Genomic DNA, 14,801 nt, shown 5'->3' with positions numbered 1-14,801 from the left:
AACAAAGGCCTCTTCTGTCGTCATCTTCATGAGTTCGTTCCTTATGAGTGAGTGTCGGTGTGGTTCTTAGACCACTTCATCCTTGAGGTAATACCAAACGTAGGCAAAGCGCTGACCCAACCGGCGGAAGGGTGTCAGCAGGCCGTGGCTGGGTAGCGGGGATGTGAAAATAGGCAGATTGAACACCTCATCCTTCACACCCGCGATTTGCTGCGCCATACGGCGCCCGGCTTGTGCTGAGTACATAACACCATTGCCGCCATAGCCCATCGCGTAAAAAACGCGCTCATCCGGATTGGGCTGGAAAATACGCGGCATCATGTCGTGGCTGACATCAACCCAGCCCCACCAGGAGTAGTCCAGATTGATGTCTTCCAGAGCTGGAAACTTGCGCGCAAGGCCTTTCTTGAGAAGCTCAAGGTGCTTGTCGTTTTCGGCGTCCCGACCGGTTACCGCCGATCGGCTACCAATCTGCATCCGGTTGTCCGGCAGCAAACGATAGTAATGCCGCAATGTCCGCGTATCGGTCAGCGGGGATTTTGTCTGAATACCGCATTCGTCCAGTTCGGACTGAGTCAGCGGGCGCGTCACAAGCGAATTGGACAGGATCGGCATCAGCCTGTGCTTGGTCTTGTTGCTCAGCCCCGGAGGCGTGTAGCCAGCCGTCGCCAACGCAACTGTATTTGCCTTCACGATACCGCCCGGCGTGCGCAGATGGTGCACACCGTTTTTGGTTTCCCATCCCATGACCGGGCTGCCGGTATGGATTTTGACGCCCAGACGGCGGGCCATGTTGACATAGCCAAACGCCAGCTTTCCAGCGTGGATGCAGGTGCCATCCGGCTCCCACATCGCGCCATGAGCCTCCATGTCGCGGACATGTTCGGCGTGCAGCTCGTCGCGCCCTATGATACGAGAGGCGTAGCCGAACGTGTCGTTGAGCAGGGCACTTTCCATTTCGAGCCCAGGCATGACCTTGGCACGATGTGCGATGTAGTAATGTCCGCCCGGCTGCGGATCGCAGTTGATGTCATCGCTGGCGATCAGATCGTTGAACAACTCGAATGCTTCGGAAACTTCGCGATGCATTCCTTTTGCTGTCTCGACGCCCCAGCGCTGGATCCACTGAGACCGCTTCAGACGCCCGGATGAGATCTGGGCCTGCCCGCCATTGCGGGTCGAGCAGCCCCAGGCCACGGTATTTGCCTCCAATACAACGGCCTGAATGCCGTGTTCTTTGGCAAGGTGAATGGCGGTGGACAGGCCAGTATAGCCCGAGCCGATGACGACAACATCCGCCTCCATATCGCCCGATACAGGGCCATCATCCGCAGGTGGTTCGCCTGCGGTTCCAATCCAGTATGTCGGCGCGTGGTCGCGGTTATGACCTGGACCGGCATCAGTGATGGGGTCGTATTTCGGGTCATAACTGGTCTTCGGCCAGTGACGCGGGATGCTGTTGTCCACCATTCTTGTTTTTCTCCGGGGCTGCGCGCAGGGCGGCGGATCAGGCTTTGAACATCGGGCGCGTTTTGCGAAGCGCCTGCTTTACAATGATTTTTCCGTCACGAACGGTGAACAGATCGGCACCTTCGGCCTCGATCCGCATTCCGTTGGCATCGGTGCCCGAGAAGGTCCATTCCGATACCGCACGGTCACCGTGAACGAAGTGGCTGTGGTGATCCCAGTGTGCGTCCTTCATTCCGGCCCAGACACCAGAGAACGCAGCAGCGATGGCTTCTGCACCTTCAACCTTGTTGCCGTATTTTTCATCACCGGCAACGGTGTAGAACACGCAGTCATCTGCAAAATGGGTCATCACACCGTCAATATCGTGACGGTTGAACGCGTCGAACGTGTCGGCCAGGTCCTGCGCGGTCAGGGTTTTGCTCATGGTATATTTCCTTTTGAGTGGGTTGGTTACGTCTCGTCCGGATGTGGGACGATCAGCGTTGGAATCTTGGACCGTCGCAAAACGCGTTTGGCGACGGTGCCGAGAAATGTGTGAGAGAAGCCGTGATCATGTGCGCCCAGCACGACAAGGTCACAGCCCAGTTCGACCGAGCGGCGCAGGATGACTTCGGCCGGATGTCCATCGGTGACCTCGATCGAGGTCACCTGTTCACGGATCTTGGCATCTTCGCCTTCGAATTGTGCCCAGAACTTGGCTTGTCGCTCGGCCAGCACCTTGCGCACCATCTCGTGACGGCGCGTAGCCGCGGTCTTGCGGGTCTCTTCATTCAGGATGAATATTTCCATCGTGATCTTGGCGTCATCCGACAGCGGTTCGTTGACGTGAAGGACATGGATCTCGGCTCCGGTTGCCTGCGCAATGCTGGCTGCATGTCGCAGGGCGTGACCCGAGTTTTCTGACAAGTCAGTGGCAAACAGAATGTTGGTTACCATTTGTTTCATGTCGTCATCCTTTCCGGGTTAGTAGCCAAGCAGCCGTGGAAGCCACAGCGACAGTTCTGGGAAGAAGGCGATGATGAAGATCGCGATCGTGTTGGCGGCCGCAAAGGGCAGCGCACGAAGCGAGATCTGTTCGATCGTGATGTTCGAGATACCCGACGCGATGAACAGGTTTTCACCCAGAGGCGGTGTCTGGAAGCCGATACCCAGCGTACAGACCATCACCACGCCAAAGTGGATCGGGTCGATACCTACCGAATAGGCCACCGGCAACATCACTGGAACCAGGATCAGGATGGTCGCCAGTGTTTCCATGAACATGCCAACGAACAGCAGGAAGAAGATGATCAGCGCCCAGATGACATAGAGGTTGTCAGTGAAGCTGAGCATCGAGTCCGCGATGATCGCCGGGATCTGATTTTCCACCAGCAGACGCCCGAAGACCGTTGCAGTGAACAGGATCAGCAGAACGCGACCGGTCAGCCATGTGGTCGCTTCAAGCGACTGGAACAGAGATTGCCAGGTCAGTTCGCGGTAAATCACGACGCCGATGAACAGCGTATAGAAGATTGCGACAATGGCGGCCTCGGTCGGAGTGAAGAAGCCGGTGTAGATACCGCCCAAGATCACCAACGGCGCCATCAGCGACCAGAACCCGCGGTACATTTCACAGCCCACGTGGCGGATCGACCAGCCTTCGGCAACACCTTTGTAGCCGCGTTTTTTCGACATGAAGTAGTTCAGGATCAGCAAGCTGGTGGCGATCAGGAAGGCCGGAACGAAACCAGCGATGAACAGCTTCGAGATCGAAACCGACTGGAAGGTGCCGAATTTCTCGACTGCTTCAACAGGCGGCGCCATACCGAGCGCGGCAATGCCGAAGATCACCATCGGGATGGAGGGAGGAATAATGATCCCGAGGCCGCCGGAAGAAGCGGTAATGGCAGAGGCATAGCCGCGCTCATAGCCGCGGTCGATCATCGCCGGGATCATCAGCATCCCGACGGCCGCGGTTGTTGCCGGGCCCGAGCCCGAAATGGCGCCGAAGAACAGACAGGCCATGACCGTCGCTGCCGAGATACCACCGGTGAATGGGCCGGCCAGACTTTCAGCGACGTTGATCAGGCGTTTTGAGATACCGGCGGCCTCCATAAGGGCCCCGGCCAGAATGAACGCAGGAAGCGCCATCAGCGGGAAAGCACCCACCGAGGTAAAGGCGATCTGCACGAATTTGATTGGGTTATCGCCCAGGTACAGGAACGAGAACAGCGATGCCACGCCCAGAGCAACCGTGATCGGTGCGCCGATGAGTAGCAGTAGAAGAAACGATCCAAACAGGATTGTGACGATTTCGGATTCCATGGTTTTTCCTCCCTGCCTCAGTCGTGCTTGGCTGCTTCGGTGGCAGCTTTGATTTCGTCGAGGTCGATTTGATCAGGATCATGGATGTCTTCACCCTTGATCAGGCGGCGATAGTTCACCTGAATGATGCGGACGGTCATCAGCGCAAAGGCGATGGGCAGCACCATGTAGATATACTTCATCTCAACGCCCAGGGTCTGGGACTTCCAGAACTTGTTCATCTTGTTGAAGACAAAGTCTGTTGCCAGATACAGGAAGTAGACATTGAAGAAGAGCCAGAAGAGATCGGCAAAGGCTTCGATATACTTGATCCAACCGTCAGGCAGGAATTTGAACTGGAAAGTCACCCGGTTATGAGCGCCCTTCAGAGCAGCGTAGCTGGCGCCGAAATAGACGAACCAGACGAACATGTAGACTGAGAGTTCCTCAATCCAGCTGACCGAAAAGCCGAAGACTTCGCGCGCGACGATCTGCACGAACAGCAGACAGACGAAACCGGACAGCAGTATCCGGCAGATGACGCTTTCTATATTGTCCAGAAATTTCCAGAACATGTGGTTTCACTCCTCCCTGAAATGAGAAGAGCGCCGTGGCGCTCTTCCCTGTCTCGCTCTGCGGCGATTATTGCTGGACTGGGTCGCGGCCGATGGCTTCGAGAACTGCGTTCAGTTTCTCAACACCACCGATCGACTCGTAGAACTGAGGCCATACGGCAGTGGTTGCCAGTTCGATGAACTCGGCTTCGTCATTTTCGGGATCGACGATTTCCATGCCCTTGGCGACCAGCTCTTCTTTGATCGCTGCTTCCGAGTCGCGCAGGAACTGAGCCGATTTCAGAGTCGCTTCCTGACCTGCTTCCAGAATGATCTGCTGGTCTTCTTCGCTCAGGCTCTGGAATACAGCCTCAGAGATGATCAGAGGTTCGATCGAGAAGATGTAGCGCAGGTTGGTGACGTGGTCCTGTACTTCGTAGAACTTCATCGCGTTGATGGTCATGTACGGGTTGTCCTGACCGTCAACAACTTTGGTCTGCAGACCGGTGAAGGTTTCCGACCAGGCCATCGGAGTCGGGTTGATGCCCCAGGACTTGTAGGTCTCGATCATGATTTCGTTCTTGGGAACGCGGATGACCAGATCCTGCAGGTCAGCAACGGATGTGACCGGCTTTTTCGAGTTGGTCAGGCGACGGAACCCGGTGTAGGTCCAGGCGATGATGCGAACGCCTGCGTCACGCAGCGTGTTTTCGGTCAGCTCCTGGCCGATCGGACCCTGGGTCAGGGTTTCGGCATCTTCAAGCGATAGGATCACGTAAGGCAGCGTGAAGACGCCAACCGAAGGCGAGAACGGCGTGACGTTGTTGATCGCCAGCAACGACATGTCCAGCGTACCAATGGCCGCTTCGTTCACAGTGTCCTGTTCCGAACCCAGCTGACCGTTCAGGAACAGCGTGGCGGTGTGGGCGCCTCCCGACTTTTCTTCCAGTGCTTCGACAAAGAACTTGCCGGTTGCTTCCTGCGGGCTGCCCGCACTGTCGCCGACCGCGATCTTGAAGTTCTTCGCGTCAGCTGCGCCAGCAACCATCAGCGCTGCCATGGATACTGCAGCGGTGAATGTGCCAAGCTTATTGATGAATGACATGGATGTCCTCCCATATGTCTGGTTTTCGAGGTGCGCGCTGGCCTGGGGAGAGATTAAACCAGTCCGATTCTGCCTCGGCGGCATGAAACTAACTTGTGTCGAGTGTTTCTTGGTTGTTAAACTTTGCGCGATAGGTTTCACAGATAGCGAACTTTGAGAATGAAGCACAAATCGCTTGCGACACGGATCGGAGATACCGACATTCGGTTGTTGCGGATTTTCAAGACAGTTGTGGAAAGCGGTGGATTGTCAGCTGCTGAAATCGAGCTGAACATCGGCAAATCCACGATCTCGAAACACATCTCGGACCTGGAATTGCGGCTTGATCTGAAGTTGTGCAATCGCGGGCCTTCGGGGTTCTCACTGACCGAAGATGGTGGAAAGGTACTGCGCGCGGCTGAGGACCTACTGATATCCGTTTCTCACTTCAGGACCGAAGTGAACGAAATCAAACAACAAATGGCGGGAACGATACGCGTTGCACTGTTTGATCAATGCGCCTCAAACCCGGAATCTCATCTGGCGCGGGCCATCCACAAGTTCAACGAAGCGGCCCCAGCTGTGCAGATCGAACTATCGCTGGAGCCGCCCAACGTCATCGAAACCATGGTCATCAGCGGGCATCTGGATGTCGGGATTATCGCTCTGCATCGACCATCCGCCAGTCTTCAGTACGCGCCACTCTATGGTGAGAACATGTTCCTGTATTGCGGTAAGGAACATCCTCTGTTTGATGTTTCGGATTCCGAATTTGGAAAGGGCGATCTGCGCCGGTTCAACTATGCTGGCCTGAGCGTGAATTCGCCCAACCTGATTGTTGGTCAGCAGTTAGGCTTTCGCCGGGCGGCTAAAGTACAGAGCGAACAAGCGCTGGCCATACTTATACTGTCCGGCCGGTACCTGGGCTTTCTGCCAGATCATCTAGCGCAGGAATTCGTCGACGGCGGGGTCATGAAGAGAGTGCTGCCAGACGAAATTCGGTATCGGACCCGATTTGCAGCGGCGACTCGCAAGCAACCAGCACCCACGCGCGTGTCCAAGCTGTTTCTCGACGTCTTGATGCAGGAGCATTCAGTCAATCGAGAAGGCGAGATAAAACGGGTTTCGACCGCAAAGCGGTAAAGTGGCAATCCATTCGCGCCACACCAGCCCCTAAGCGGGATAAAACAAGTCAGAATAAAAAGATTGATGGCGGAGACGAAGGGATTCGAACCCTCGAGACGGTTTCCCGCCTACTCCCTTAGCAGGGGAGCGCCTTCGACCACTCGGCCACGTCTCCGCTGGCCGGTATATCCTCGCCTGTCACCAAGATACAAGGCGATTTTCGAAGCGGCCGGGATTTTTCTGAAAACACGTGGGTCAGTCAAAGCAGGTCATTGAATTGAAAGGTTTCCTCGTAGTGCGCCTGAGCATGCAGAACTGTATGCTAGAACCTTAGCATTCCTGTTGATGACTGAGTGAATCGGATGCGCCTTCAACCAGGTAAATATGCGGCTTTGAATAGAATTCTTGTATATTGTATGCGTTTTAATGCATATTTGTTCAAAATTAGATTTCAAATGATCAAATAAATATACGAATTGAGGACAAGACCGGGCAGAAGGTGCATCGCGCCTGAAAGGAACCTGTTGTGAAGGGGGCTCGGGATTGATCTGGTTAAGAGTTTTGCCTGTGTTATGTGTTGTCTTGTTGCTGCCGACGCAGGTTTTTTCTTCTATTGGCAAGGTTCTCAGCATCAAGCCTGGCGCGGAAATTACACGCGCAGGCGAGACCATCCGTATACGCGAGGGTATGGAAGTTGCTTCGGGTGATACCATTGCAACCGACAACAAAGGGGTCGTTCAGCTCATTTTTGTGGACGAAACCAAGATTGCGATCGGCCCGAATGCGCATATGGTTCTCGATGTCACGATGTTGCGCGGAAAGAACAAGGCCAAGAGCTTTGCAGTTCAGGCCCTGGGTGGCAGTTTCCGTTTCATTTCAGGCAAAAGCAGAAAGCGTGCTTATTCAATCAGGACGCCCACAGCAACGATGGCGGTGCGTGGTACAACCTTTGATATGTGGATCGATTCGGATCGCCAGAGCGCCATGCTTGTTCTGGAAGGTACTGTGAGAATGTGTAGCCTGCGGGGTGGGTGCCGCTCGACCGGTCGCCAGTGCAGTCTCTTTGCGACCAGCCAGAGGGGAAATATCGGCCGACCGATAGATCGGGCGGAATACGACAAGGCGCTTCAACAGGGATTCCCGTTCATTCAATCCCAAGAAAGACTGCTGCGTCCATTTCAGGTGGCGGCCGAAGGGTGCTCGGGTGACAGGGCGCCTCAGCAGGTATCTGTGCAAACCGAGCATTCCGAACAGCAGCCAAGCCCGCCGCAGCGAGAAGCAGAGAGGGTTGCGCCCGCCGCAGCGACTGCTGCGGCACCATCAAGCCCCGAACCTCCGGCACCAGCGCAACCTGATGACATGTCAGATCCGCACTTATCCGACCCGGAGCCAGCCGGTCAGTCGGACCCGGGCGCGAATACGGATTCTGGCCAAGGCTCGGGCGACGGGTCCGGGGACCAGAGCGACGGAAGCCAGGGCTAGCGCAGGTGCCGAACGCAATCCCTGCAACCAGATGACTGGAGATCCATTTGGCTGGCAGAAGAAAGGAGAAAAATAGCCGTCGACTGGCATTTGCACTGGTCGGTCTGGGGTTGATCCTGCTTGGATGTTTCATTCGGGTCGTCGATCCATATCCGGTCCGAATGTCGCGCCTGATTTACTTTGACGTACTGCAGAGGTTGTCGCCAAGGGAGTACAATCCGGATCTTCCGGTCCGGGTTTTAGATATTGATGAGGAATCTCTGGCCGAGTGGGGGCAGTGGCCCTGGCCCCGAACATTGATGGCTGAAATGGTCGCGCGGTTGGGAGATTATGGTGCTGCTGCCATCGCTTTTGACATGCTGTTTGTCGAACCTGACCGGTACTCTCCCTCACGCTTGGTGAATGATCCTGCCTTATCGGGTTTGCTGAACCTAGGAGAGGACGCAGCTCAGCTCGACAATGATGAACTGTTTGGTGCCGAAATAGCCAACTGGCCCGTCATTCTGGGGGTTGCTGCACGGTCAGCTCAGGCAAACCGAGAAATTGTACCCAAGGCAGGGATCATCGAAATCGGCGAAATGCCCGCATCAGGCCTGGTTGCGGTGCCGCATTGGACCCCGCCCGCACCACCTTTGGGCCGCGATGCGGCCGGTATCGGTGGAGTAAATGTTTCACCATTGGGTGGTACCGGCGTAGTGCGGCGGGTTCCGGCCTTGTGGGGCAGTCCGGATGGTGTGTTGCCAAGCCTCTGGGCCGAAGCCCTGAGGGTGGCCATGGGTGAAGCCATCATTATTGCAGAGGGCGCACCTGACGAAGCCGGGATCATGCTGGCCGTCGAGATTGGCGGTTTCCGATTGCCAACAACGGAAAACGGAGAGGTTTGGGTCAGATACAGACGCGACGTACCGGATTTGTATCTTTCGGCAAACGATGTGATGCAACGGTCCGATGATCCTGCGCTGCGAGCAGAGATCGAAGGCCGAATAATTCTGGTTGGTACCTCTGCCGCGGGATTGTTCGATATGCGCCAAACCGCGCTGGGGCAATCTGTACCCGGCGTTTCCATACATGCCCAGATCATCGAACAGGTTCTGACTGAAGAGATGCTGAGCAGGTCGGATGTCACTGCAGCGCTCGAGCTTCTGGCGTTCATCATCCTGGGGCTGGTGGTCATTCTGGTCATGTCCAGATTTGGTGCGGTTGCTTCTTTCCTAGCAGGTGGGTTTTCAGCCGCAATCGTGTTGGGCATCAGCTGGATGGCCTTTCGGAACCAGCTGGTTCTTTTTGATGTGACTTTTCCATTGCTGGGCGGGATGGCGAATTTCGGTTTGCTGGCAGGCTATTTGTTCATTTCGACCGAGCGCGAGAAACGTATTATCCGCCGAATATTCTCGCATTATGTTGCGCCGGAAATTCTGGACGAGATGGATGCGCATGGCCATCAGCTGGAGCTGGGCGGCACGACGCAGGAAATAACGGTGATGTTTTCGGACATCCGGGGATTTACCACGCTGGCGGAATCAACGTCAGCAACCGATTTGGTGACGGTGTTGAATGACCTGTTTTCCGAACTGGGCGATCAGATTCTCACCGAGCGCGGAACGATCGATAAGTTTATCGGTGACGCGGTGATGGCGTTCTGGAATGCGCCCTTGCAGGTCGAGGGTCATCCCCTGAGGGCTGCGCAGGCCGCGTTGCTGATGCGGCGGGCCTTGGTCAAATTCAATACATCAGACGTGATGCAGGGCCGACCGCCAATCGCGCTGGCCACCGGATTGGCGACGGGTCAGGCCTGTGTGGGGAATATCGGCTCTCGACGGCGTTTCAATTACACCGTGATCGGGGATGTCGTGAATGTAGCCGCTCGGGTCGAACAGAATTGTCGCCACGTTGACTATGATATCCTCGTCTCAAGCGCGGTGTTTCATGCTGCCGGTCAGGATTTGGCGATGCTTGAGGCAGGTTTTGTTGACCTCAAGGGAAAAAGCAAACCAGAACCTGTGTTTGTCTTGATAGGCGATCAAGAACTGGCACAAAGTCCGGTGTTTTCCGAATTGGAGAGCGCACACCAGAATCTGGTTGCCGCAATCAGGGATCGTCAGCCTCAGGTTTTCATCGAAGAACTTTGCAGCGAATGCCGCGATCTGGCTGAAGGTGTTGAGCCCGGCCTTACAGGTTTTTACAGAAAGCTGCCGGGACGGGTTGCTGATTTCCGGACTGATGTTCCGTCAGAGCATGTAATGTTCAGCCACGCGCGACATCTGAAAAAGGTTTCGCGTTAAGGCGTGAAGGTCTGAACAAGACGGCTAAATGAAACGAGCCGCTGCTTCTAATATAAGCAGCGGCTCGCCTAGATCGGATGGGAGTTCAGCCTCGCCCCCTCGAATACCATCTAAAACAAAACAACCTAAACTTTTCGATATATTCGAGACTGTCTCTGTTTCCGATCTGATGAAACCTTAATGCACCATTGCGAGACGCACGACAGTGAAGCAGTTCACATTAAATAAATTTTTTTATTTAACGCCAGTCAAAAAAACCTTCACCGGCTTGCTGCAACAGATTCTGAGCCATCTCGCGAGCCATTTCAGGACCATCCTCTATTGCGCTGGTCTGATCTGCTGCAATGGCGTCCGCACCGTTGGGTCGCAGCACTTCGCCACGCAGTCGCAGGCGTCCGTTCTCAATCTCTGCCAGACCGGCAATTGGTGTCTCGCAGGATCCGTCCAGTGCTGCGAGCAAGGCGCGCTCTGCCGCCAGTCGTTGCGCTGTTTCCGTGTGATGAATCGCTTCGAGCATTTCCGCCGCGCGGCTGTCTGTGCTGCGCCTTTCAATCCCGATGGCGCCCTGTGCAATTGCAGGCAGCATGTCATCGGGCGATATTGCTGTTGCGGGAACCTCGTCCATCTGCAGGCGGCGTATGCCTGCCATGGCCAGAAACGTGCACTCTGCAACGCCGTCAGCCAGCTTTTTCAGCCGTGTCTGCACGTTGCCCCGAAATTCAACAACCTGCAGGTCAGGTCTGCGGTGCAACAACTGAGCCCGACGGCGAAGGGACGAAGTGCCAACGACGGCTCCTTCGGGCAAATCCTGAATCGCGTTCAGTTTGGGAGAAATAAACGCATCACGAACGTCTTCGCGCGGCAGGAATGTGTTCAGCACCAGCCCCTCGGGTTGTTCAACCGGCATGTCCTTGGTCGAATGTACAGCGATATCGATATCGCTGCTCAGCATTGCCTCTTCGATTTCCTTGGTGAACAGCCCCTTGTTCCCGATCTCTTTCAGCGGGCGGTCCGCATCGATCATGGCGCGATTGTCTCCGGTTGTCTTGATTACCACGATCTCAAACGCGTCCTGCGGTAGATCAAAGGCATCTGACAGACGTTGCCGGGTTTCATAGGCTTGCGCCAAAGCCAGAGGGGATCCTCGTGTACCAATCCTCAAGGGCGATGCGGGTGTGGGCAGGTTCAGTGTCATGCGCTCAGCTTTAGTCGCGTCACATTGCCCTGACAATGGGGGCAGCGCTTGACAAATTGCCGCCGAAGGCTGACCCGTTGCGCCAAACCGGACGATTGGGGACGAACATGGCCGAGACAAAGAAACTGCTGCGTGCATTGGCGGGTGAGGTGCAGGATGTACCTCCGATCTGGATGATGCGTCAGGCCGGGCGGTATCTGCCGGAATATCGTGCAACCCGCGCGCAGGCGGGGGATTTTCTTTCGCTCTGCTATAATCCCGAGCTGGCCGCAGAAGTAACAATGCAGCCTATTCGTCGCTATGGGTTTGATGCGGCGATCCTCTTCGCGGACATTCTGCTGGTGCCACAGGCGCTGGGCGCGGATTTGTGGTTTGTCACGGGTGAAGGCCCGCGCCTGTCCACAATCACGCAGCAGTCGGATTTTGACGCCCTGAAACCGGTGGATGTGATTCACGAAACCCTGTCCCCTGTTTACGAGACAGTGCGCATTCTGTCCCGGGAACTGCCGTCTGAGACAACGCTGATCGGATTTGCCGGGGCGCCCTGGACGGTTGCGACCTACATGATCGCCGGACGTGGAACCCCAGATCAGGGGCCTGCACATGCGTTGCGCGAAGAAAACACAGCATTGTTCGAAGCATTGCTGGATCGCATCACCGCTGCGACGATTGAGTACCTGTCGATGCAGATCGAAGCCGGTGCCGAAGTGGTCAAGATTTTCGACAGCTGGGCCGGATCGCTGAAGGGTGACGACTTCCGTAAATATGCGGTTGAACCGTGCCGGATCATCACGCAGGCCATCAAGGCACGTCATCCCGGTATCCCGGTGATCGGATTCCCGCGTGAGGCCGGTGATGGCTATGTCGGCTTTGCAAAAGCGACAGGAGTTGATTGCGTGGCGCTGGATAACTCAGTCTCGCCGGAATGGGGCGCTGCTCATGTTCAGGTCGACGGGTGTGTTCAGGGCAATCTGGCCTCGAAACACATGGTGACGGGCGGACAGGCGCTGATTGATGAGACCCGACATATTGTCGAGGCTTTTTCCAAGGGACCGCACATTTTCAACCTTGGGCACGGCATCACTCCGGACGCAGATCCGGAAAATGTTCAACTGATGATCGACACGGTGCGCAGCCGCTGAGCGGCGCGCAACCTGTCCGGTTCAATTGGTTTCTCAGCGGGCCTGAGGTTTTTGCCCGGAACTGAGTTCAGCCAAGATATCTTCGCTGTGTTCACCTCGTGCTGGGCTGGGTTTTGCGGTCCAATTGGCCGTTGAAAACCGAGGCGCTGCTGCCGCTTGCAGCGTTCCATCTATTTCCTGCCAGGTATCGCGTGCGGCGTTCATCTGATGATCGCGCGCCTCCATCGGGTTGAGAACCGGGGCGACGCAGGCATCGGTGCCCTGGAACAAATCCGCCCAATGGTTGCGTGGTTGGCTTGCAAAAAGCGTAGCAAGTCGATCGGTCAGCGAGGGCCAGAGTTTGGGATCATATTGCTGCTGAAACTCTGCGTCGTCGTTCAATCCCATTAACTGCAGAAACTGTTCATAAAACTTCGGCTCAAGGCACTGGACAGACACGAAGCCACCATCAGCGCAGCTATAGGCGCGGCTCCAATGTGGTCCATCCAGTAGGCTCTGCCCTCGGGCCTCAGACAGATTGCCGGTCTGGCGCAAGCTCATCAACAGATTCATCATATGGGCTGAGCCGTCGTAAATCGCGGCGTCGACAACCGTTCCTTGACCGGTTTTCTGCGCGTTCAGCAGGCCCGCCAGAATGCCGGTGACAAGATACATGGCGCCTCCGCCAATATCCCCGACCAGCGTCGCTGGAGTTTGAGGCGGCTGGCCGGGTGCCGATGCGTACCAGAGCGCCCCGGACATCGCGATATAGTTGAGGTCATGTCCGGAGGTGTCAGACAAAGGGCTGTCCTGCCCCCAACCTGTCATGCGGCCATAGACCAGCTTCGGATTCATGCTGAGGCAGACATCAGGTCCAAGGCCCAGTTTTTCCATCACCCCGGGGCGAAAGCCCTCGATCAGTGCATCTGCCGAAGCGATCAGCGCTTTAGCTGTTTCCAGATCACTTGTGTCCTTTAGGTCGAGTGCGATGGACCGTTTGCCGCGATCAAGCAAGGAGCGTTCTGGCATGCCCGGTGTGACAGCGCCGCCTTTGCGGTGGATGGTGATGACATCGGCGCCCAGATCTGCCAACAACATGGCGGCGAATGGGCCCGGACCCAGCCCTTCGATCTCGACGACGCGAATTCCGTTCAGCATTCAATTTCTCCCTTTCGGCAAAGGTTCCGGCGCAGCGGTGGGAAAGCAAGAGCAACCGCCTGCGACGTGACGTCGTTCCCGGAATTGCTAGGTGCGTACACGCGCGGGTGGTTTGCTGGGCCTGACCAGAGGAGGATCAGATGTCGGTAGTGTCATACGAAAAGGACGGACGCATTGCGCGGATCGCGCTCAATCGGCCCGAAGTGATGAATGCGATCAATGACGAGTTGCCGGTTCAACTTGCCGAAGCTGTGGCGCGCGCCGACTCCGACACGGATATCCATGTGATGGTCCTGTCAGGCAATGGCACGGCCTTTTGTGCCGGATATGACCTGACCTTTTATGCTGAAGGCAACGGCTCGGGTGAGGTAACGCAGCCCATGCCGTGGGATCCGATCAAGGATTACAGCTTTATGTGGCGAAACACGCAGCATTTCATGTCGCTTTGGCGGGCGATGAAGCCGGTGATCTGCAAGGTGCACGGATTTGCCGTAGCAGGGGGGTCTGATATCGCACTTTGCGCCGATCTGACCATCATGTCCGAGGACGCGCAGATCGGATACATGCCAGCAAGGGTCTGGGGATGTCCGACCACCGCCATGTGGGTTTATCGGTTGGGCGCGGAAAAGGCCAAACGGATGCTTTTTACAGGTGACAAGATCACCGGCCGCGAAGCCGCAGATTTGGGGCTGGTGTTGAAGGCTGTGCCCGCTGATCAATTGGATGATGCGGTCGAAGAAATGGCAGCCCGGATGGCGACGGTTCCGATCAATCAGCTGGCAATGCAGAAGATGGTCATCAATCAGGCAATCGAACAGACAGGAATGCAGCAAACCCAGCGGCTCGCCACGATTTTTGACGGTATCACAAGGCACTCGCCGGAAGGGATCAATTTCAAGAAACGGTCCGAAGAGGTCGGCTGGCGGCAGGCTGTGGCCGAGCGGGACGAAGGCACATGGGACTGGACCGCGAACGAGGAATTACCGAAACGCAACCGATAGACCGCTTGTCACAACCGCGCCCGGGCCTTAGCGTCACAGGCGGGAT

General features: G+C 56.1%; 13 protein-coding genes and 1 tRNA gene. 5 read left to right on the top strand and 9 right to left on the bottom strand.

Going from position 1 to position 14,801, the window contains the following annotated elements; all coding sequences use genetic code 11:
• Nucleotides 1–66: 66 nt before the first annotated feature.
• The 6 genes from E1297_RS21725 to E1297_RS21700 form a co-directional block, all read right to left on the bottom strand.
• Nucleotides 67–1,470, bottom strand: a complete 1,404-nt coding sequence (locus E1297_RS21725) for an FAD-binding oxidoreductase (RefSeq protein ID WP_155142173.1) — start codon at nt 1,468–1,470, stop codon at nt 67–69.
• A gap of 37 nt (nt 1,471–1,507) precedes the next feature.
• On the bottom strand, nt 1,508–1,882 hold the full coding sequence (locus E1297_RS21720; RefSeq protein ID WP_209015919.1) for a nuclear transport factor 2 family protein: 375 nt from the start codon (nt 1,880–1,882) through the stop codon (nt 1,508–1,510).
• Nucleotides 1,883–1,920: 38 nt separating this feature from the next.
• Complete coding sequence (locus E1297_RS21715; protein ID WP_155142168.1) at nt 1,921–2,415, bottom strand: universal stress protein; 495 nt, start codon at nt 2,413–2,415, stop codon at nt 1,921–1,923.
• Nucleotides 2,416–2,433: 18 nt separating this feature from the next.
• Nucleotides 2,434–3,774 (bottom strand): TRAP transporter large permease, encoded by a 1,341-nt coding sequence (locus E1297_RS21710; protein ID WP_155142166.1) that lies wholly within the window; start codon nt 3,772–3,774, stop codon nt 2,434–2,436.
• Between the two features lie 17 nt (nt 3,775–3,791).
• Entirely contained in the window at nt 3,792–4,328 is a 537-nt protein-coding gene (locus E1297_RS21705; protein ID WP_155142165.1) for a TRAP transporter small permease, read from the bottom strand.
• A 67-nt stretch (nt 4,329–4,395) separates the two neighbouring features.
• A complete protein-coding gene (locus E1297_RS21700) occupies nt 4,396–5,412 on the bottom strand; it encodes a TRAP transporter substrate-binding protein (protein WP_155142163.1) in 1,017 nt (338 codons plus the stop codon).
• A 159-nt stretch (nt 5,413–5,571) separates the two neighbouring features.
• Here E1297_RS21700 and E1297_RS21695 point away from each other — a divergent pair, with 159 nt between their 5' ends.
• Nucleotides 5,572–6,534 (top strand): LysR family transcriptional regulator, encoded by a 963-nt coding sequence (locus E1297_RS21695; protein ID WP_155142161.1) that lies wholly within the window; start codon nt 5,572–5,574, stop codon nt 6,532–6,534.
• A 67-nt stretch (nt 6,535–6,601) separates the two neighbouring features.
• Here E1297_RS21695 and E1297_RS21690 read toward each other — a convergent pair.
• Nucleotides 6,602–6,691, bottom strand: a tRNA-Ser gene (locus E1297_RS21690).
• 368 nt (nt 6,692–7,059) lie between these two features.
• On the opposite strand from E1297_RS21690, the gene E1297_RS21685 reads away from it, so the two are divergent.
• Nucleotides 7,060–7,998, top strand: coding sequence for a FecR domain-containing protein (locus tag E1297_RS21685; protein WP_209015916.1), 939 nt, complete (start codon nt 7,060–7,062; stop codon nt 7,996–7,998).
• Between the two features lie 47 nt (nt 7,999–8,045).
• The gene (locus E1297_RS21680; protein WP_155142160.1) at nt 8,046–10,280 is read left to right on the top strand and encodes a CHASE2 domain-containing protein; all 2,235 of its coding nucleotides are present in this window, start codon (nt 8,046–8,048) and stop codon (nt 10,278–10,280) included.
• Between the two features lie 238 nt (nt 10,281–10,518).
• Here the strand turns inward: E1297_RS21680 and hemC are convergent, their stop codons facing one another.
• Nucleotides 10,519–11,475: a hydroxymethylbilane synthase gene (gene hemC / locus E1297_RS21675; RefSeq protein WP_155142157.1), complete on the bottom strand. Its 957-nt coding sequence runs from the start codon at nt 11,473–11,475 to the stop codon at nt 10,519–10,521.
• A gap of 107 nt (nt 11,476–11,582) precedes the next feature.
• Here hemC and hemE point away from each other — a divergent pair, with 107 nt between their 5' ends.
• The gene (hemE, locus tag E1297_RS21670) at nt 11,583–12,617 is read left to right on the top strand and encodes a uroporphyrinogen decarboxylase (protein ID WP_155142155.1); all 1,035 of its coding nucleotides are present in this window, start codon (nt 11,583–11,585) and stop codon (nt 12,615–12,617) included.
• 33 nt (nt 12,618–12,650) lie between these two features.
• On the opposite strand, the gene E1297_RS21665 is transcribed toward hemE, so the two are convergent.
• Entirely contained in the window at nt 12,651–13,754 is a 1,104-nt protein-coding gene (locus E1297_RS21665; RefSeq protein WP_155142153.1) for a CaiB/BaiF CoA-transferase family protein, read from the bottom strand.
• Nucleotides 13,755–13,894: 140 nt separating this feature from the next.
• Here E1297_RS21665 and E1297_RS21660 point away from each other — a divergent pair, with 140 nt between their 5' ends.
• Nucleotides 13,895–14,755, top strand: coding sequence for a crotonase/enoyl-CoA hydratase family protein (locus E1297_RS21660; RefSeq protein WP_155142151.1), 861 nt, complete (start codon nt 13,895–13,897; stop codon nt 14,753–14,755).
• Nucleotides 14,756–14,801 lie beyond the last annotated feature (46 nt).

The sequence above is a fragment of the Roseibium sp. RKSG952 genome (assembly GCF_009711355.1).
This window is presented reverse-complemented; position numbering and strand designations above follow the sequence as displayed.

Excerpts from the sequence above, each read along its gene's own strand:
- E1297_RS21695 (WP_155142161.1), top strand. The coding sequence starts at position 5,572 with ATGAAGCACAAATCGCTTGCGACACGGATCGGAGATACCGACATTCGG.
- hemE (WP_155142155.1), top strand. The coding sequence starts at position 11,583 with ATGGCCGAGACAAAGAAACTGCTGCGTGCATTGGCGGGTGAGGTGCAG.
- E1297_RS21665 (WP_155142153.1), bottom strand. The coding sequence starts at position 13,754 with ATGCTGAACGGAATTCGCGTCGTCGAGATCGAAGGGCTGGGTCCGGGC.
- hemC (WP_155142157.1), bottom strand. The coding sequence starts at position 11,475 with ATGACACTGAACCTGCCCACACCCGCATCGCCCTTGAGGATTGGTACA.
- E1297_RS21660 (WP_155142151.1), top strand. The coding sequence starts at position 13,895 with ATGTCGGTAGTGTCATACGAAAAGGACGGACGCATTGCGCGGATCGCG.
- E1297_RS21725 (WP_155142173.1), bottom strand. The coding sequence starts at position 1,470 with ATGGTGGACAACAGCATCCCGCGTCACTGGCCGAAGACCAGTTATGAC.
- E1297_RS21700 (WP_155142163.1), bottom strand. The coding sequence starts at position 5,412 with ATGTCATTCATCAATAAGCTTGGCACATTCACCGCTGCAGTATCCATG.
- E1297_RS21705 (WP_155142165.1), bottom strand. The coding sequence starts at position 4,328 with ATGTTCTGGAAATTTCTGGACAATATAGAAAGCGTCATCTGCCGGATA.
- E1297_RS21715 (WP_155142168.1), bottom strand. The coding sequence starts at position 2,415 with ATGAAACAAATGGTAACCAACATTCTGTTTGCCACTGACTTGTCAGAA.
- E1297_RS21710 (WP_155142166.1), bottom strand. The coding sequence starts at position 3,774 with ATGGAATCCGAAATCGTCACAATCCTGTTTGGATCGTTTCTTCTACTG.